Raw genomic sequence first — 18,207 nt, forward strand, 5'->3', positions numbered from 1 at the left:
TATTGTGACCGTGAAGTTAATAAAAACATTGTTTAACGCCTAAACAATAAGGAAATATTGCTCAGATAAATGTTTTATAAAGAACAATCAACTGCAAAAATAGTTGATGCTATAAAAAGATTATTCATACGCCTTCTTCATAATTTAGTTATTTACTAATTGAATTTTATATCGTTTTTACCTTATTAAGAAAGCGGGAACGTTAATTCTACAGTGCATTTGGATAAATTGATCCAGAAAATAGCTTAAAAACGAACGAGCCCCGCTAAATGTGATAGCGGGGCTCTGCGATAGGTATAAGTTAAAAAAGTTTTTCAATACTCTGTTCGGCATAGCCGGCACTTGCTGTCATTCCCTTCCCTCCGATACCGGTTCTAACATGTATCTTTGAGCTAACGTCGATTTCAAGAATATGATCTTTGTGCTGCGAATAATAACCTGCCCAAGAGGATGAAATCGAGGCACGCTCCATCGGCATGATACGGTTGGCTTCTGTAATCATCAATTCATTGATATAGGAATTCACAGCGAAGCACAATTCATCCAGTCTGTTGCCCGCTGCATATTCGTGCGAATCACCGATAATAATACTACCATCCGTGGCCTGTTTAAAAAGTATATGAATTCCATAATTGCGTAGCTCCTGATAGTGATCAGGCAATGGAATTGTTTGAAAAGATGGGCAGTATTCTTCAAAACTCTCGTATCGACGAATGGTCAGTCCTGTTAAAATATTCCCTGGCAAATGGATATGGGCCAAAGGTTTCGTTCTCATCATTTGCAACTTACTAATTTCAAGTCCACTATTGTCAAATAAGGAACGATATAAAATTTTAAACTCGTATCCATTGCAAATAAGCAATTTCTTCCCTTCAAAGTTTTGCAACGTACTGCTTGTGACAACAACAGCATCATTTTTATCCTCGCAGGCCACAATTGTCGTATCGTATTTCAACGTATAGTCCACAAACTTATTTTGCATATAAATATGCAGCTGTCTAATCATTGACTCGGGTTCTACACTGAGTTCCTGCGGAAAAAAGATGGCCTCTTTAACATAACTAGCATTCATCACAGGATATTTCAATAAAACCTGTTCCTTCGACCAAAGTTCATGTTCATATCCTTTCGCTTGATAATGCTTAGATAACTCATGAAGTACCTGAACTTCATCATTATCTGAAGCAATATAGATACTACCATTTTTTCTAACGGATATATCCATCTCCCGCTGAATAGATTGATATATTTCAAGTCCACGTACACCATAATCAAACCATTCACCGGCCATCCCCGATGGCACTACTTGTCCAAAATTACGAACGGTAGATCCCACGGGAAAATTATCCTTTTCGAGTTGGAGCACACGTAACCCCTTTTGTAACGCATGATAGGCATGAAAGGTCCCTAAAATCCCGCCCCCAACAATAATTAAATCATATGTATTTGTTTTCATCTTTATAAATAGAATATCATAAAAAAGTATAGTTAACTAATTTGTACTTCTCCTTTTGTCGCATGCCAAGGAGCCAACAACTCATCGTCGCTTTCTTTCATCTGTTCTTTTTTTCGAATAAAATAAAGTAGGGAGAAGATGCCCAAAATCGCTCCGATAATAGACGCCGAAAAAACCAATTGAATAAAGTAATTTCCCCAAGTAACAGAATTTGGCATAAACTCTTTGTTCACCAATATCAGAAAACTACCCAAATAGCCGATTGAATCAGCCATATACATCACAAAACCAATATTACTTTTCATACGATATGTAGCGATCATTCTTTCAAAAAATATAGCGTTATAAGGAATGTATGCCATATATAACCCCAAACCGACGAGCAACATCCAACTTAAACCATCAATCCATTGCCTCGTAAACAAATAGGTAGAAATACCTGCAGTAAGGAAACCCATAATGATCATATAGTGAATCAACTTAAACGCTTTAAGATTGTTTTTAACCATGATAAGACAACTCACCAACAGCAATACAATTAATGAAATAGTCCCATCAACTTTTGCAAAAATACCCGCTCCTTTTACATGTAACATCTGCCAGATTTCTACCTCAAAGTTATCCCGCACGTCACGTAAAATAGTAAGCATCGTGTACACGATAATAGTCAATACAATCCCGGGCATAAAGGTTTTAAAAAAGTGTTTTCGCATTTGACTGTCCATTGCAACGCGTTCTGTCCGTAGCTTCTTATCCTCCGTTGTAGGTTCTGGGGCATTTTCAAGTATCCATACGCACAAAATAAAGGGTAGAAAAAAAAGTAAACCCGTCAAAAATGGCATCCAAAATTCATTAATATGAAAAGAAGACACCAACCACCGTCCAACAGTTTTTATCAGTCCAGAAGCAAAAATCAGACTCACGGACATTACTGCCCCCATAATCTCTGTAAAACGCCTTCCTTCTAAATAACTAAATACCAATCCCCAAACCATTCCCAATGGAAAACCATTGATAAAAAGAAAGACAACATTCCAAGGCCTTGGACAAAGCGCAAATGCCAAAAGCCCTATCCATGAAATACAAATCAATGCGATTAAATACCGTCCTCTATTACGTTGTTTACTTTCAGAAATAAATTTAATGCCATAGAACTTTGACAACAAATAGCCCAGCATTTGAATGACCACCATACAGACTTTATAATCGACACCAAAAATAGTATCATTTGCAAAGGCAGATGCCGTAAATGACTTTCTAAATGAATACATACTCGTATAACATAAAAATGCTGTAACAGCCAGAACAATAGCCACAGATTTCTCATCCAGTCTATTTATGCGTCGTTTTATTCGTTGGTTTAACTCCATCATCTAAACTTGTTAACAGACCTCATCGTCCGCAATCAAAAGTAAATTTTGGAAATTAACACAAGACTAAACTTTTGTTAAGTATTTATAAACAAATATAATTATCCATTTGTAATACGAAAAGTATAAAATAAAAAAAGCATCATTGAATGATTCAATGATGCTCTAATACTTAACGTGTTATTATCTATTTCTTATTTTCAAAAAAGTATACAATTAGCATGACGGCCTTTCCATTTCCAACATTGCGCGGTGTATGTGATAGTCGTCCATTAAAGAAAATCGAATCGCCCTCCGCTAAGCTAATTTTTTGATCATTGAAGATATACTCCACCTGTCCGCTAATGATATATTTATATTCATAGGCTTCGGTCTCCACCATGGGGCGTTCTGCATCTGGAAGCAACTCCAAAAGAACAATATCCATGGTCGAACTATCCATCGCAGTTGTAAAAATCCGTTTATAATGAAAACCTATCGCCGACTCTTTTTCAAACGGACTATACGTATCTTTTTTCCGAACGACCACAGGGCCTGAATCCAATTCAGAATTAAAATCTTTAAAAAACTCGTTAAGATCAATATTCAGTGCATTGATGATATTAATCAATACGAGTAAGGAGGGTATTGTTCTGTTATTTTCAATCTGCGAAATAAGCCCCTTGCTTACACCCGCTCTATCGGCAACTTCCTGTATGGTAATTCCTTTTTCTTTTCGAATTTCCTTAATTTTATTGCTAATCTTGAATATCGTATTATCTTCCATAACTTGGCCAAAAGTAAACATTTTTATGATGTCGTGTATATTAAGTTTTTATCACTTAATCATAGGTCACCTATAAAATTATGATATTTTACTGTTCTCAGAAAACTAAGGTTCAATAACAGTAGATTTTTTTTCATCATTCATTTTGCTCAGCATTGGTGAGTACTATTGGTAAACTTTAACCCAGTCAACACGCATCTCAACGGGTAGCTTGTCTTGATTCACTTCACCAACCCAGCTTCCGCCCAACTGTTGGTCAATCAAAAGATAAAAGGGTTGATCATAAGGCCACTGAGAGGGATCTACACCATCAACTCTTGGGTAAGTAAAGGTGTCAACACCATTTAACTGAAATACGATACGGTCGGGATACCAGCTTATACCATATATATTATACGCGTCAATGTTGACCGAAGCGGTACCAAAATGTTTCGGATTCTCCTTTTGCCCCAGATCCAACGTATAATAGGAATGCGTGGTCTGGTATATGATATTGTCAAAATTAAGATGCTCCATAATATCGATTTCACCATTTCTAGGATATTTTTCCCATACTTGTCCAACTCCGCCAGCATCCACATGGCAGGCCATGCTCCTTTTGCACTTCCTAGCTTGGCTCTGATTTCTATGCGTCCGTACTGAAAAGCAAACTTCCCCTTGCTCCATATCCCGCCTGTCAAAAATGGTCTTGAATCGCTATTTTTGTCTGTATTTTTTATTCCTTTAAGAATTAACTCACCATTTTCCCATCCAAAACAGGCGTCATCCATGCTCATATGCCGATTCCAATCGGCTTCCCCTGCTGGAATCCGGGACCATTTACTACTATCTAGTTTTGGGGAATTGAAGTTTTCTTCCCATACCAGCTTCCATTCTTTAAGCTCACGATCCTTCTTTTGCATATACACATAAGGATATTCTTTTGGACTATAATGAACACTACATGCAGAAAATAGTAAGAAAAAACAACTTAGGCTTAGGACTCTCTTCATAATTAAAATAGTGGTTTCGCAAAAAATGATTTAGGCCTAAATTTAGACATAAATTACCATAACCGACAACTCCGCTAAAAATTAATAGAAACAAAGATTCAAACGCAAAAAATGAGATTGCGCAAAGTCCTTAAAACATAGGGTGAGCATTTGCCGCGTTCTTAGGTACATCTTGCTGCGCGTCCCAATGCTCTACGATTTTACCTTCTTCCAATCTGAAGATATCGATTGTCGATTTAAGGCTACCATCTGGATTCTTATTTTTTAGGTGTATGAAGACCAAGTCGCCGTCCGAAGCAATATGCTGTACATCAATCTTTGTCTTAGGCTGCCCTTCAAACCACTTTGTCGCAGCGAGCTTAAACGCTGCCGCCCCATCCGCAACAGCGGGATTATGTTGGATATACTGAGGAGAAATGTACTTGTCAACTGCAGAAATATCCTTATCACCAAACATTTGCTGATAAAAATCTAAAACGATTCTTTTATTCTCTTTGTTTTCGTCAAGTTGTTTTTGCGCAGCTTCTTTGGATTCATCTGTCGAAGGTTGCTGACAACCCAGCGTTAGCAATAAAACAGAGAAAGTCATAACCTTAACCATTATTCTATTTTTCATCTTTAAATCCATTTTAATTGAAGTCATCGATTCACACCTCACCTTAGCACACTCCAATTTACCTAATTTATACAATATAAACAGCTTTTATCTGAGGTCTTTTACTTTATAAATATTGGCATGATAATTGGATTTATTCCTATAGTATAATATTCAGAAATATACATTTCATAAATTTAGGTTAATAATTGGTTAGGTTAAACACCTGAAGTCCCCAACTTCAGGTGTTTTTTATATATTTTCGAAAATCAGTATTACTATAAAAACAAAAATGACAATTATCGCTTTTATTAATCTAGTTCAATAAAATTCCTTATTGCGCGATGTAACTTTACGTCAGTTAAGAAAATAAAATTATCAGCTATGGAAAATAAAATATTAGGACTACATCACATTACGGCGATAGCAGACAATGCAAAGCGAAATCTCGATTTCTATACAAAAGTACTGGGCGTACGCCTTGTCAAAAAAACAGTTAATTTCGACGACCCAAGCACCTACCACTTCTATTTCGGTAATGAACAGGGCGAACCAGGAACGATTCTTACGTTTTTCCCTTGGGAAGGTATCGGAAAGGGTACTCCGGGAGCGGGAATGGCGACTCATATTGGCTATGCCGTACCTCAAGGGAGTTTGGATTTCTGGAAAAATCGCTTAGCGGAACATCAGATTAGTTTACAGGAAAATGAGATTTTTGGAGAGAAGCTGATTTCATTTAATGATCCCGATGGATTGCAACTTCAGTTTATTGAAACTAACGACCCTAGAAAGGCATGGACAACTACCGACATCAATGCAGATGATGCGCTAAAAGGATTCCATAATGTCACGCTTTCATTAAAAGAAGCAGATCCAACTATACGCGTATTGACCGATATTTTAGGTTATTCGTTTCATCAGCAGGATGAGAACCGCTATAGATTAACAACTGACAGCATTGAAACAGCAAACATTGTCGACATAATAGCGGATAAAAATCTGCCCTATGGCAAAAATGCGGCCGGCACAAACCATCATATCGCATTCCGGGTAAAGGATGATAATGTATTAATGGAGTATCGCGAAAAGGTCCTTTCGGCAGGGCTGAATATCACAGAAAAAATAAATAGAGATTACTTTTTCTCACTCTATTTTCGTGAACCTGGCGGTGTCTTATTTGAAATCGCGACAGACAATCCCGGGTTTACAGTAGATGAACCCTTATCCACTTTAGGAGCGGCACTCAAATTGCCAAAACAATATGAAAGCTATCGTTCGCAGATTGAACAGACATTGCCAAAAATCGATTAATAAAAGTTTATAAAAATCATTTTACAAAAGAAAAAGTTATGGAAAGAACTGAAATTGTATTAGACAAAAATCAACGTGGGGAGCTCCAATTATTCTCCGACGATCACAAAGCAGGTTTAATGAGCATCGCTATCATTGACGGGAATTTAGTAGTTTACCATACAGAGGTAGACGAAGCTTATGAAGGCCGAGGATTTGCCAAAATACTTCTTGAGAAATTGGTATCTCATGCGCGTGAAAACAACATGAAAATTGTTCCTTTATGTCCTTATGTAAATGCAAAGTTTCATCGTCATCCAGAGCTTTATCAGGATGTTTGGTTTAAAAAAACGGTATAAATTACCATAAAAAGAAGGGACAAAATGAGTCATTCAATCAATATTAAAACGGCTGGGCAAAGTTTGGAACAGGCAAAAAAAGCCATCGTCATGATCCATGGTCGTGGGGGAAGTGCAGATGACATCCTTGGTATGTCATCCTATCTTCATGTCGATAATTTTGCGTTACTTGCACCACAGGCAGAAAATCACAGCTGGTACCCCTATTCTTTTATTGCTCCCGTACAAGAGAACGACCCCTGGTTGAGTTCTGCAATTGATCTGATCGATCATACGGTCAAACTAGCTTTAGCCAATGGAATCCTCACCGAAAACATCTATTTTTTTGGTTTTTCTCAGGGTGCCTGTTTAACACTAGAATACCTTACACGGCATGGTCAACGCTATGGTGGTGCTATAGCAATTATTGGCGGAGTAATCGGTGAAGAAATTAACAGGGATAATTACAAGGGTGACTTTGCTCAAACACCTATTTTTATAGGCACTAGCGATCCAGATTTCCATGTTCCTCTTGAACGGGTGGAAGCTACAGTAGCCATCTTAGAACAAATGAATGCCAATGTAAAGCTCATGGTATATCAAAACGCAGGCCACTCCATCAACCGCGAGGAGATCGATCTTGCAAACGAATTCGTTCTTTAAGAAAGACAGAAATGATCCATTGGTAAGAGTGATCCATTGGTTGTTGATTAACTATGATTAATCAACAACCAATTTTTTCGACACATTAGACTTTAGGGTATTTATAGCCATTATGATAAACTGATGCCAGGTACCTATTCGCTTTCTGATCCGTAAAATGCTGTTGTTCTTTATCCCAATAGAGTTTTTGTCCTGTCCTAAATGCAATATTTCCCAATTGAGAAAAGATGGCAATATGGGCTCCTACTTCAATTGGTGCATGGAGTATTTGTGGATTACGTTGGCGAATGGCAGCCACAAAATTTTCCATATGTTTATCCAAGCCATTGTCTAAAGAAGGTTGGATAGAGACCGCTTCCATCCTTCCTTTTTCTGGAATGACCTCCCATCCCGATCTATTCAACACCAGCGTACCATTGTTACCAATAAATGCGACACCATGATTACGATTATAAGGTCCGAGATCAATACCCTTAGCATGCTCCCATTGGATGTTGAAGCCCTCAAACTCATATACGGCAGTCATGGTATCAGGCGTTTGGCCAGCATCGTCCGGGAATGCGAACTTACCTCCTGAGGCCATGATGGATTTTGGATCAGAAACTTTCATCCCCAGTAAAGCATAATCCAACATATGCACGCCCCAATCTGTCATCAAACCACCCGCATAGTCCCAAAACCAGCGGAAATTAAAATGGAATCGATTCGAATTAAATGGTCTTTTTTGTGCCGGGCCTAGCCATTCCGTATAATGCACACCTGCGGGAACCGGTTCATCGGGTACAATGGGAATAGCACTTTTCCACCCCTGATAAGACCAAGCTTTCACCAATCGTATTTTACCTAATTTACCCGAATGAACAAAATCAATGGCGTCCTGGAAATGTTGCTGGCTCCGTTGCCACTGTCCAACTTGCACAATAGCCTTATTCTTTTTTGCCGCCTGAACCATTAATTGACATTCAAGGATAGAGTTACCAATAGGCTTTTCGACATAGACGTGTTTCCCCGCATTTACGGCATCGATCATTTGCAGGCAATGCCAATGATCCGGAGTTGCAATAATGACCGCATCCACCATTGGGCTGTTGAGCATTTTTTTATAATCTACAAATGTTTCGACATGTATGTTTCTTTTTTGAAGTTCTTCCGCTCTCTTTTTAAGAATATTTTCATCCACATCGCAAAGAGCGGTACAAACCAAGCCATCATTCTTTAACAGCGCATTCAAATCAGCCCAGCCCATACCATTTACACCAATTAATCCAACCCGGATGGATTGATCTAAAAAGGTTGAACCTTTCGCATTTAAAAAAAATGTTGAAGCAGCTAAAACAGTAGACGTTTTGATAAAATCTTTTCTATTCATTGGATATTGGTTTAAGTTTTGTTTTTAACGGATATCATCTAAATATCAAATACGAATAGACTACATATGCTTGGATGAATGCCATTTAACAAGAATTACGTTCTTTATTATAAAAACAAATTGCTTCGATGAAAATACAAAAATGAATTTAGGTGCTCGCAAAAAGCATTGTAAAATATATATCGACAATTGTTGCGGAACCTTATGGACAAAACGAAAAAATGGTCGAGTTAGAATCACTCGACCATACATCTACCTATGAAAAACATGCCCTTGGGAGGGGCGCATGAAGTTAATACTAATTTCACGAAGAACAAACATTTTAAAAAATATTTATCTAAATAATTAATAATACTATTAACAATGGAATTATTAATTGATCATGTTACATTGGTTGGAGGGATTGTGTTTTATTAGGCATTTATGTTCAATAATTTCCTTCCTCTAGCGCTGTTCCAATCAACATCTTCTTCAAAAAAAGCCTCAGTTACATAACACATTTTATAATTCATTTAAAAAAAATAAAAGATTAATCATTTATTATGCCTACCTTGCCGCACTTAATTAAAAATAATGAATACAGGTAAAATTAAATTTTTCAATGAAACTAAAGGTTTTGGTTTTATTACACCAGAGGATGGTAGTGCAGATGTTTTCGTACATGTTTCTGCGCTTAAAAACCAAGTATCTGAAGGCGACGTTGTAACTTATGATGTAGAAAGAACTCCAAAGGGGATCAGCGCTACAAATGTAAAATTGGCGTAATCCAAAAAATACACTTTCTTGTTAATGGGGTAATTCTTAATGACTTATCCCATTTCTTTTTCCTATTCTTCCTTTACAATTTTTCAGCAATCCTTTACTTTTCCGTTGAAGACTTTTAGTTTTCAAATAAAAGCATAAAAAGGATTCTCAAAGGTTTTATTTAAGACAAATTCGAACATACTATTTATGGAATTTAAACAACTCAGTTTAATCGCTCCGCTTTTAAAAGCAATAACAGAAACAGGCTACACACACCCCACTGCAATTCAACAGAAAGCCATTCCAGTTGTATTGCAAGGCAACGATCTTATTGGTTGTGCACAAACGGGAACAGGCAAAACCGCCGCTTTTGCACTTCCGCTTTTACAACGTCTTGAAGAAACTAAGACTTCAGGTAAGCTCGTTCCGATTAGGGCTTTGATCCTTACGCCAACACGTGAACTAGCCATTCAAATTGGAGACAATATAAACTTATACCGGAAATATCTAAAACTAAACTACTGCACTATTTTCGGTGGTGTAAGCCAAGAAAAACAAGTTAAAGAAATTAAAAAGGGCGTCGATATTCTTGTAGCTACCCCAGGCCGCTTACTGGATTTAATGAATCAAAAAATAGTTTCTCTAGATAAAATCGAAATCTTAATATTGGACGAGGCGGACAATATGCTGGACATGGGCTTTATTCATGACATCAAAAAGATCCTGGCCAAAGTTCCGTCAAAACGACAAACATTATTCTTCTCGGCAACGATGCCACCCAATATCCGTAAATTTGCACATGGCATATTACATAAACCTATTGAAGTTGACGTCACCCCGGTAAGCTCAACGGCCGAGAAAGTCAATCAATCTGTATTTTTTGTTGAAAAGAAGGATAAGATCAAATTATTGACGAGCATACTAAAAAAGCTGAAGCATGAGCGTACCATTGTCTTCTCCCGAACAAAACACGGAGCGGATAAAATCGTTAAGTTACTTGCGAAAAATGGTTTGAGAGCAGCAGCCATTCACGGAAATAAATCTCAAAATGCGAGACAAAAAGCGCTAGGTGAATTTAAGGACAGTCATCTTAAAATATTGATCGCTACCGATATTGCTGCAAGAGGAATTGATATCGAACAACTCCCCCTTGTGATTAATTATGATCTCCCTAATTTACCGGAAACCTACGTTCATCGCATCGGAAGAACAGGAAGAGCTGGCCAGGAAGGAAAAGCCGTTTCTTTTTGCGATGTAGAAGAAAGACCATATTTAGCTGATATTGAAAAATTAATCGGACTAAAAATCAAAATAGAAAAGATCAATAAATAGATCTTTATAAAACCTCAAGTAAAAGCCCCTAAATTATTGGATTTAGGGGCTTTTATGTTTTATTTATGGTTTGCGATCTGCCATCAACAGTGTCGATGGCGTGAAAGGAAGCCAATGTACTTTTTTATTGACAATTTTGTTCCAGCTGGGAAGGCTGATCAACATTAAGTCTTGCTCCTGCCAGGTCTCACGGTTTAACTCTTTTTCAGTTATTGTAAGATGATTTGGTACAAGTTGTTCCAATTGCCTCAATTTCTCTTTAAAGCTCTCATTGGTTTTCAGCACTTGGTTGAGATCCCACACAATGACTTGAGCATCGGAATGCTGTATTAGACGCTGTATCATTTCACCAAGAAATTCATCGTTTTTTAAGACAACAGGAACAACCACACGCTTTGCCTTTAGAAAATTTTTATCGATTAAGATACCTACCTGTGCATTTACTTTAGCATTGATTTGCTGATTTCGATCGAAAGTCATGAAAGGAGACTCTGCATTTGTAACCGTATGGAATAACTTCTCGGGATTCACAATCCGGGTAGTAAAATCTAAAAAACGCCCCAGTAAGCTTCCCTCATAAATTGATTCACTGACACCCAACAATAATAAGTCCTGATTGCGCTCATTGGAAGTTTGAACAATCTCGCTGTCAATATCACTGGAGATTTTAAAAATTGTCTGGATCGGTTGCTCAATCTGCATCGCCACCTGCTTGATTTCACGGAAACTATCCAGCTCCTGGATTTCCACTTCATAATGATGTAATTCGTTGGCAGGCTCAATATGTAATGCCGTAATTTCAGCGTTCTTTTTTGATTTCAATGTTAAAGCATCAGCCAGATACAATAGTGAAATCCCCGTGTTACTTTTCGCAAAAGACAATAGAATCTTAAATTTTGATTTATCACGGAAATCTTCCTGTAGTGAATTTTTCTTAGGTCGATAGAGGAAATTGATTAAATCTAAAGATGGTCCCGTCATAAAAGTAGTGACCAACGCCATTACAACCATCATCGAAAATAATTCAGCACTTAAAACGCCAAGATCGTATCCAATATTGAGGACGATAAGTTCCATTAGCCCCCGCGTGTTCATTAAGGCACCAATACTCAAACTATCTTTCCAGCTTTGACCCACAAAGCGCGCCGCTAACGTACTACCTGCAAATTTACCAATAACCGCAACCAAAATAATCCCAATGGTAATCATCCATAACTGAGGGTCATTAAGCAGACCGATCTGCGTGCGGAGACCTGTAAAGACAAAGAATAAAGGTAATAGTAACAAGGTTGAAACATCTTCGATTTTTTCGATAAATGCTGTCCGGAATCGACTCCCTTCGGGCATAATAGCTCCGGCCATAAATGCTCCAAAAAGTGCATGGATTCCGATTACTTCGGTCGCATAAGCCGACAATAACAGCACAATAAAGAAAATAGCAACAACAGGCTTACTTAGTGCTTCTTTACTTCCTTTTACCTCTCCAACGCGCATCAAAAATGGACGAACGATCTTAATCATGATGAGCACATAGGCAACAGCCAGCCCGATGGTATATAATGCACTAGCAAAATCACCCGCTTTGACAATTGCTATCACGACAGCCAGAATACACCAAGCTGTAATATCGTCTGCAGCAGCGCAGGTAATCGCCATTGCACCTAACTTACTTTTTTGCAATCCCCTTTCTTGTATAATTCTAGCAAGAACAGGAAACGCTGTTATACTCATGGAAATACCAATAAACAAGCTGTAGGATAGAAACTCTACATTTGTGGGTGGATGGAATAGGTATAAAAAATAAGCCAGTGAAATTCCCAACGTAAATGGGATCACAATGCTTGCATGAGAAATGACAACAGCATCATGCGCTTTATTTCGCAGCACATTCAGGTCCAGCTCCATTCCAATGATAAACATAAATAAGATTAGCCCAATTTGGCTCAGAAACTGCAAGTTACTAAGCGATTCTACAGGAAAAAGTGTATGCGAAAATTCGGGAAAATGGAGTCCCAGCAACGATGGCCCCAATATGATACCGGCGAGCATCTCTCCTATGACGACAGGCTGCTTAATCTTTATGCAAATCCAGCCCATGATACGTGCAGCTATAATGATTGTCACGATTTGCGCCAGTAATATCGCTAGCGGATGCTGCAGACTATGGAATAAGGTTGATGTAAAATCGTTCCAGGCACCTTGACTTGTTTTCTGTCCACGCAGCAGCTCTGGAGCCTCCAGCTGTGTCCCCAAATGAATCACCCAATACATCACACCGAGTAATGTACCCACTAACACTACGTAGAAAATTGTATTCCTATATCTCCTCATCTTCAATGGCAATTAAAATAAATATAATGACAATAGCATACTAAGTCCCGACCAATATTCTTTAAACAAAGGGGGGATAAAATACATTCTCAACAAAAATATAATTCTGTTGCAGTTTTAATGCCTTTCAGCAGGTAGGTCTAAGAAAATATGTAATGAACCAAAAGAATTTTGTAATCAACTGAATTTCTCGAAAAACATTTTCTTGTACGATTCGCCCAAATTAAAAACAAGGGGTAGATTTTGTTCGTCCAACAAAGTGCTTGTAATTTCATCAGCCGAGAAAAATTTGACGATCTTGGCTGCAATGATCTCTTTTTTATTGATACGGATAAAATCCTGTTCAGGCAAGATCTCCATCAGCTTATCAAAGCTTATATTTTTCAATAAAATAAATGAACCATCCGCCAAATAAACTGTTTTATCCCGGCTGTCTACTTCAGCTATTTGAACATAGTTAATTTGTTCGAAATACAATACTGTTTTTCCTTTATTCGTATTAAATTGCGCAAATGAGACAGTTTCAGATCGCTTGCTGATTAGCTGCTCAACCTTCATAATGGCTTGTTGAAGACGTTCCAAGGACAGTGGTTTACGCATATAATCTACTGCGTTGATGTCAAATGCCTCGCTCGCATATTGTTTATATGCGGTAGAAAACACAATTGGAAAGTCTTTTAGCTCTATGGCTAGATCAAATCCGTTAAATTCCGGCATTTCAATATCCAGAATACAAAAATCAAAACTCAACTTGCGGTATTCACTCAATAATACAGTTGGATCATTAAAAGTTTTCACCACCTCCAAGCCAGGAATCTGTTCACATAGCATTTTCAAAAATCTCAAGCTTGGTATTTCATCATCCAAAAGAATACATTTCAAATTTTTTTCAATCGGCATACAATCTGATTTGAAGGTGGGCAGTATAAACATCATTTTCTACAAATCTGCGCAGATGATGTCTACCTGGATAATACAACATGAGACGCTCTTCCAAGGTTTTGCTACCTATTCCACTTTTAGACTTTTGCAATGGTGAACGTTTTGATATTCGATTGTTTACAACTAATTCGAATAAACCGTTCTTAAAGGTCAACATGATTGCGATAAAAGAATCCGGACCGTGAAAGTCCGCATGCTTAAACGCATTTTCAATTAAATCAACCGACATCAGAGGAACAAAAGAAGGTGTGTTCAATATAGCGTCATTTAGTTCATCAATATCAAATTTTACGCGGATATCAAATAAAGGGCTTAATTTAACTTTATTAATCTCAATGAGATTGCGGGCAAATTCAATTTCGGCCTTTGGTGAAACGAGCTCATCTTCGCTTTCATACAACACGTAATCCAATACCATGGCCAATTTGTCCATCGTATAATAGGTTTGATAAGCATGGGAAAGTATTCCGTTCAACGAATTTTTAAGCAAATGTGGATTTAATTGAGCCCGATGGAAATGTGCTATCTTTTGATTGTCCATACGATTAAAAAGATCTTTTTGTCGTCTATTTTCGACCTCTAATTTCCGGTATTTTTGTCTTAACAATAGAAACAAAACCAATACTACAGCAACAATGGTCAGCAATAATAGAATGATTATATTCGAGATTTCAGTTGTCATGTTCATCCAAACTTAGTTAAAATTTCATTCTAAACGAAAAACCAGTTGCAGAAAACCTGGATAATCAAACTCGTTAACGATCAAATGAAATCTGAGCAATCTAAACAAAATACAGCACTGTAAAATTCTCATGTATTTATTACAAAAATTAACAGTTTCATTACAATTTAGTCACTTTGAAACATTAATTTCAGATTATTATCCTTATATTGAGACTATTGTAATTAGCCGATCAAATGATTGTCTACGCTATTTTGGTTAAACCCGCCTGATTTTTAATCAGGCCTAATATGAAACACTATGGAAAAGCTCATTTTCGAAACTAATGCACAACATCCCAGTCTTGTAGACAAAATTAAACAAGCTGTTGAAAAACTGAATGGCATCCACGAATGGAAAATCGACTTGGATTCTATTTACAATCTGTTAACCATAGAAGGCATTCGATTAAACCCGACGGAAATCGAATCGGAGCTTGCGCTCCATGGCGTCGAAGCAAGTCGTCTATATGAAGAGTAGACAAACGACTTGATAGCAAATAAAATAAGTTTCTTGGAAGCTAGATGGTTAATAACAACCGAATTCAATAAAACCGAACTTCTTCCAGCATAAGATTAATGCATTCTTATGCTGGAAGAAGCATCAAATCTTTTTAATAACCATGGCAGAGGCACCACCGCCACCATTACATATCGCAGCCAGTCCTAATGATCCCCCTTCCTGTCTTAAGATACTACTAAGTGTTACCACAATTCTAGCTCCCGAACATCCCAATGGATGCCCCAAAGATACCGCCCCCCCATAAACGTTTACTTTGTTCAAGGGTAAGCCTAAAATTTGTGCATTTGCCAAAGCGACAACAGAAAAGGCTTCATTAAATTCGAAATAATCAATATCATCAATGGTAAGGCCTGCTTTTTTTAATACTTTATTTGTGGCAATACTAGGCGTTGTCGTAAACCATTCTGGCACTTGTTCAGCATCAGCATAAGCAATAATCTCGGCTAAGGGGACAAGTCCAAGTTCTTCCAATTTTTCACCAGACATGAGCAGTACCGCAGCAGCTCCATCACTTATCGTCGATGCGTTCGCTGCAGTTACAGTCCCCTCTTTTTTGAAAGCGGGTTTAAGCTCAGGTATCTTGTCAAAATTGACCTGAGAAAACTCTTCATCCCGCGAAACAAGCACCTCTCCTTTTCGACTCTGTACCGTTATAGGTTGGACTTCGCTCAAAAACTTATTTTTTTGCCAAGCATCGAGACTTCTTTTATAGGAACTTATTGCATAATTATCCTGTTCTTCACGACCAATATGATATTTTTCGGCGCATAGTTCCGCGAAGACTCCCATGGCATCATTTGAATAAGCATCACTCAAGCCATCGCGTTGCAAGCCATCACTCAGGCTTTGAGCACCAAACTTAGCACCCCAGCGCATAGCATCTGCATAGTAAGGTACCCTGCTCATGCTTTCCATCCCCCCTGCAATCACAACATCCGCATCTCCCAATAGAATACTCTGCGCAGCAACCGCTATGGCTTTCATGCCACTTGCACATACCTTATTGATGGTTGTTGCAGTTGTATGATCTGATAAACCGGCGAAACGAGCAACCTGTCGAGCCGGTGCTTGTCCTAAATCAGCTTGCAAAACAGCCCCCATAATAATCTCGTCGACTAAATCACTGGCAATTCCAGCTTCATCAACAACCGCTCGGACAACCCGGGCTGCGAGCTTCGTGGCTGAAATTGACGATAGCGCTCCACCAAAGCTTCCAATTGGTGTACGTTTCGCTGCAACGATAAATACGCTTTTTGACATGATATAAAAATTTATAATTGTTTTGCTAAAATTAGGAGGCCTATCCTAAGCGTATCCGCAACAGCCCTTCCTCATCTTAAAGATAAAAAATATAACAGATACCCCACAACAAGTCGGTTTTATTTTTTTTATAAAAACAGAATAAATAGAAAAAAAACAACCCAAAAACTTCCCTACTTAAACTATTAAACGAAAAATAAAGAATAAAAATTTGCAAAAAGCCAAGCCTTTTCGTTAAATTCGTTTAGATAACATCCTAATGGACGGGCATTCAAGAGGCCCCCTTACATAAGATAACCAGAAGCAAGATAAACGATTATGCAGACAATCCGGTTTACAGCTGAACATCAGATTTTTCGCGATACACTTCGCGCATTTATTCGAAAAGAGATTACACCTTACATCGATGATTGGGAAAAACAGGGGGAGATCGACCGGAAAGTGTGGAAGAAAATGGGTGATATGGGATTTATGGGTCTCAATTATCCAGAAGTGTATGGCGGACTAGAACTCGATTTTTATTATTCCTTGATACTCTGCGAAGAATTATCGTATTGTTTTTCTGGCGGATTTACCATTTCCGCGCTTGTCATTCAGTTTATGTCGGCTCCATACCTACTGAAATATGGATCAGAAGATCTGAAAGCACGCTATCTTAAACCGGTTATTGCTGGTGATATGATCAGCGCTGTTGCTATTACTGAACCTGGGGCTGGTTCTGACGTAAAGCAGATCAAAACAACAGCTGTCCGCGACGGAGATTTTTATATTGTCAACGGATCTAAAACATTTATTACCAACGGTTACTACGGTGATTTTTTCATTACAGCAGTCAAAACGGCTCCTGACCAAGGAACAAAAGGAATAAGCTTGTTAATTATTGACAGAAATGCAAGCGGAGTCTCTTCAAACAAAATCAATAAATTAGGTTGGCACGCCTCGGACACTGCCGAACTAGGTTTTAATAATGTGCGAGTCCCTATTTCTCACCTTGTTGGCATTGCCGGAGAAGGATTTCGCTATTTAATGGATGGACTTCAGTTGGAAAGGCTTACCGCAGCTGTTCATAGTCTCGCTACCGCAGAATCCGCATTTCAGTATACGCTTGATTATATCGCACAACGCGAAGCCTTTGGAAAAAAGATCCAGGAATTTCAAACCATACGGCACCGGATCGCACAAATGGCAGCCAATATTGCTACCACGAAAGCCTTTGTCTACCATTGTTGTGATCTCCAAGACCAAAACGAATATGCAGTCCAAGAATGTTCCATAGCGAAGCTACAAGCAAGTGAGCTCGCCGTCAATGTCGTAAACCAATGTCTCCAATTATTTGGCGGTTATGGCTTTACAGAAGATTATAAAATCGCACGTTTATATCGCGATGTCCGTGTCGGCACCATTATCGGAGGAACCTCAGAAATCATGCTCGAAATTATCGCGAAAATGACAATAGATCATGTGACTTATCAATCCGGAAAGTCCAAACAATAGAAAGCTTTTAAAAATCAGGACC

At 38.2% G+C, this 18,207-nt stretch carries 17 protein-coding genes; 7 read left to right on the plus strand and 10 right to left on the minus strand.

All coding sequences use genetic code 11. From position 1 onward, the window contains the following. Positions 1-301 precede the first annotated feature (301 nt). The 5 genes from B3E92_RS10285 to B3E92_RS10305 form a co-directional block, all read right to left on the minus strand. Positions 302-1,456 (minus strand): TIGR03364 family FAD-dependent oxidoreductase, encoded by a 1,155-nt coding sequence (locus tag B3E92_RS10285; RefSeq protein WP_286896606.1) that lies wholly within the window; start codon positions 1,454-1,456, stop codon positions 302-304. Between the two features lie 32 nt (positions 1,457-1,488). Next, positions 1,489-2,829 (minus strand): DUF5690 family protein, encoded by a 1,341-nt coding sequence (locus B3E92_RS10290; RefSeq protein ID WP_286896610.1) that lies wholly within the window; start codon positions 2,827-2,829, stop codon positions 1,489-1,491. Between the two features lie 184 nt (positions 2,830-3,013). After that, positions 3,014-3,613 carry a helix-turn-helix domain-containing protein gene (locus tag B3E92_RS10295; RefSeq protein ID WP_254667692.1) on the minus strand — a complete coding sequence of 200 codons (600 nt, stop codon included), beginning with the start codon at positions 3,611-3,613 and terminating at the stop codon, positions 3,014-3,016. Between the two features lie 144 nt (positions 3,614-3,757). Further along, positions 3,758-4,258 carry a glycoside hydrolase family 16 protein gene (locus tag B3E92_RS10300; RefSeq protein ID WP_286896612.1) on the minus strand — a complete coding sequence of 167 codons (501 nt, stop codon included), beginning with the start codon at positions 4,256-4,258 and terminating at the stop codon, positions 3,758-3,760. A 456-nt stretch (positions 4,259-4,714) separates the two neighbouring features. Beyond that, a complete protein-coding gene (locus tag B3E92_RS10305) occupies positions 4,715-5,200 on the minus strand; it encodes a nuclear transport factor 2 family protein (protein ID WP_070565661.1) in 486 nt (161 codons plus the stop codon). 363 nt (positions 5,201-5,563) lie between these two features. Between B3E92_RS10305 and B3E92_RS10310 the strand changes: the two genes are divergently transcribed. From B3E92_RS10310 to B3E92_RS10320, 3 genes are read left to right on the plus strand one after another with little or no spacing between them, the layout of a single operon-like run. After that, positions 5,564-6,490 carry a ring-cleaving dioxygenase gene (locus tag B3E92_RS10310; RefSeq protein ID WP_286896615.1) on the plus strand — a complete coding sequence of 309 codons (927 nt, stop codon included), beginning with the start codon at positions 5,564-5,566 and terminating at the stop codon, positions 6,488-6,490. A gap of 38 nt (positions 6,491-6,528) precedes the next feature. Then, complete coding sequence (locus B3E92_RS10315; protein ID WP_286896619.1) at positions 6,529-6,828, plus strand: GNAT family N-acetyltransferase; 300 nt, start codon at positions 6,529-6,531, stop codon at positions 6,826-6,828. 24 nt (positions 6,829-6,852) lie between these two features. Further along, positions 6,853-7,470, plus strand: coding sequence for an alpha/beta hydrolase (locus tag B3E92_RS10320; protein WP_286896622.1), 618 nt, complete (start codon positions 6,853-6,855; stop codon positions 7,468-7,470). A gap of 85 nt (positions 7,471-7,555) precedes the next feature. Here B3E92_RS10320 and B3E92_RS10325 read toward each other — a convergent pair whose 3' ends face one another. Further along, positions 7,556-8,839 (minus strand): Gfo/Idh/MocA family protein, encoded by a 1,284-nt coding sequence (locus B3E92_RS10325; protein ID WP_070565333.1) that lies wholly within the window; start codon positions 8,837-8,839, stop codon positions 7,556-7,558. 573 nt (positions 8,840-9,412) lie between these two features. Between B3E92_RS10325 and B3E92_RS10330 the strand changes: the two genes are divergently transcribed. Further along, a complete protein-coding gene (locus tag B3E92_RS10330; protein WP_046672944.1) occupies positions 9,413-9,604 on the plus strand; it encodes a cold-shock protein in 192 nt (63 codons plus the stop codon). Positions 9,605-9,790: 186 nt separating this feature from the next. Continuing rightward, positions 9,791-10,915, plus strand: coding sequence for a DEAD/DEAH box helicase (locus tag B3E92_RS10335; protein WP_286896625.1), 1,125 nt, complete (start codon positions 9,791-9,793; stop codon positions 10,913-10,915). A 63-nt stretch (positions 10,916-10,978) separates the two neighbouring features. Here the strand turns inward: B3E92_RS10335 and B3E92_RS10340 are convergent, their stop codons facing one another. The 3 genes from B3E92_RS10340 to B3E92_RS10350 form a co-directional block, all read right to left on the minus strand. Then, positions 10,979-13,246, minus strand: coding sequence for a cation:proton antiporter (locus tag B3E92_RS10340; protein ID WP_112376232.1), 2,268 nt, complete (start codon positions 13,244-13,246; stop codon positions 10,979-10,981). Between the two features lie 177 nt (positions 13,247-13,423). Next, positions 13,424-14,146 (minus strand): LytR/AlgR family response regulator transcription factor, encoded by a 723-nt coding sequence (locus B3E92_RS10345; protein ID WP_201303549.1) that lies wholly within the window; start codon positions 14,144-14,146, stop codon positions 13,424-13,426. Next, a complete protein-coding gene (locus B3E92_RS10350; RefSeq protein WP_083295901.1) occupies positions 14,136-14,876 on the minus strand; it encodes a histidine kinase in 741 nt (246 codons plus the stop codon). Before B3E92_RS10350 ends, B3E92_RS10345 begins: the two co-directional genes overlap by 11 nt. 294 nt (positions 14,877-15,170) lie before the next feature. On the opposite strand from B3E92_RS10350, the gene B3E92_RS10355 reads away from it, so the two are divergent. Next, positions 15,171-15,389, plus strand: a complete 219-nt coding sequence (locus tag B3E92_RS10355; RefSeq protein WP_046672939.1) for a hypothetical protein — start codon at positions 15,171-15,173, stop codon at positions 15,387-15,389. Between the two features lie 123 nt (positions 15,390-15,512). Here B3E92_RS10355 and B3E92_RS10360 read toward each other — a convergent pair whose 3' ends face one another. Further along, complete coding sequence (locus B3E92_RS10360) at positions 15,513-16,691, minus strand: thiolase family protein (protein WP_112376231.1); 1,179 nt, start codon at positions 16,689-16,691, stop codon at positions 15,513-15,515. 318 nt (positions 16,692-17,009) lie between these two features. On the opposite strand from B3E92_RS10360, the gene B3E92_RS10365 reads away from it, so the two are divergent. Further along, the gene (locus B3E92_RS10365; RefSeq protein ID WP_204991081.1) at positions 17,010-18,185 is read left to right on the plus strand and encodes an acyl-CoA dehydrogenase family protein; all 1,176 of its coding nucleotides are present in this window, start codon (positions 17,010-17,012) and stop codon (positions 18,183-18,185) included. The last annotated feature ends 22 nt before the right edge of the window (positions 18,186-18,207 follow it).

Source organism: Sphingobacterium sp. UBA6317 (assembly GCF_002440385.1).
GTDB lineage: Bacteria > Bacteroidota > Bacteroidia > Sphingobacteriales > Sphingobacteriaceae > Sphingobacterium > Sphingobacterium multivorum.

Bases quoted from the DNA above. Each gene is read 5' to 3' on its own strand.
- B3E92_RS10285 (WP_286896606.1), bottom strand. From the start codon at position 1,456: ATGAAAACAAATACATATGATTTAATTATTGTTGGGGGCGGGATTTTA.
- B3E92_RS10290 (WP_286896610.1), bottom strand. From the start codon at position 2,829: ATGATGGAGTTAAACCAACGAATAAAACGACGCATAAATAGACTGGAT.
- B3E92_RS10295 (WP_254667692.1), bottom strand. From the start codon at position 3,613: ATGTTTACTTTTGGCCAAGTTATGGAAGATAATACGATATTCAAGATT.
- B3E92_RS10300 (WP_286896612.1), bottom strand. From the start codon at position 4,258: ATGGAGCAAGGGGAAGTTTGCTTTTCAGTACGGACGCATAGAAATCAG.
- B3E92_RS10305 (WP_070565661.1), bottom strand. From the start codon at position 5,200: ATGAAAAATAGAATAATGGTTAAGGTTATGACTTTCTCTGTTTTATTG.
- B3E92_RS10310 (WP_286896615.1), top strand. From the start codon at position 5,564: ATGGAAAATAAAATATTAGGACTACATCACATTACGGCGATAGCAGAC.
- B3E92_RS10315 (WP_286896619.1), top strand. From the start codon at position 6,529: ATGGAAAGAACTGAAATTGTATTAGACAAAAATCAACGTGGGGAGCTC.
- B3E92_RS10320 (WP_286896622.1), top strand. From the start codon at position 6,853: ATGAGTCATTCAATCAATATTAAAACGGCTGGGCAAAGTTTGGAACAG.
- B3E92_RS10325 (WP_070565333.1), bottom strand. From the start codon at position 8,839: ATGAATAGAAAAGATTTTATCAAAACGTCTACTGTTTTAGCTGCTTCA.
- B3E92_RS10330 (WP_046672944.1), top strand. From the start codon at position 9,413: ATGAATACAGGTAAAATTAAATTTTTCAATGAAACTAAAGGTTTTGGT.
- B3E92_RS10335 (WP_286896625.1), top strand. From the start codon at position 9,791: ATGGAATTTAAACAACTCAGTTTAATCGCTCCGCTTTTAAAAGCAATA.
- B3E92_RS10340 (WP_112376232.1), bottom strand. From the start codon at position 13,246: ATGAGGAGATATAGGAATACAATTTTCTACGTAGTGTTAGTGGGTACA.
- B3E92_RS10345 (WP_201303549.1), bottom strand. From the start codon at position 14,146: ATGCCGATTGAAAAAAATTTGAAATGTATTCTTTTGGATGATGAAATA.
- B3E92_RS10350 (WP_083295901.1), bottom strand. From the start codon at position 14,876: ATGAACATGACAACTGAAATCTCGAATATAATCATTCTATTATTGCTG.
- B3E92_RS10355 (WP_046672939.1), top strand. From the start codon at position 15,171: ATGGAAAAGCTCATTTTCGAAACTAATGCACAACATCCCAGTCTTGTA.
- B3E92_RS10360 (WP_112376231.1), bottom strand. From the start codon at position 16,691: ATGTCAAAAAGCGTATTTATCGTTGCAGCGAAACGTACACCAATTGGA.
- B3E92_RS10365 (WP_204991081.1), top strand. From the start codon at position 17,010: ATGCAGACAATCCGGTTTACAGCTGAACATCAGATTTTTCGCGATACA.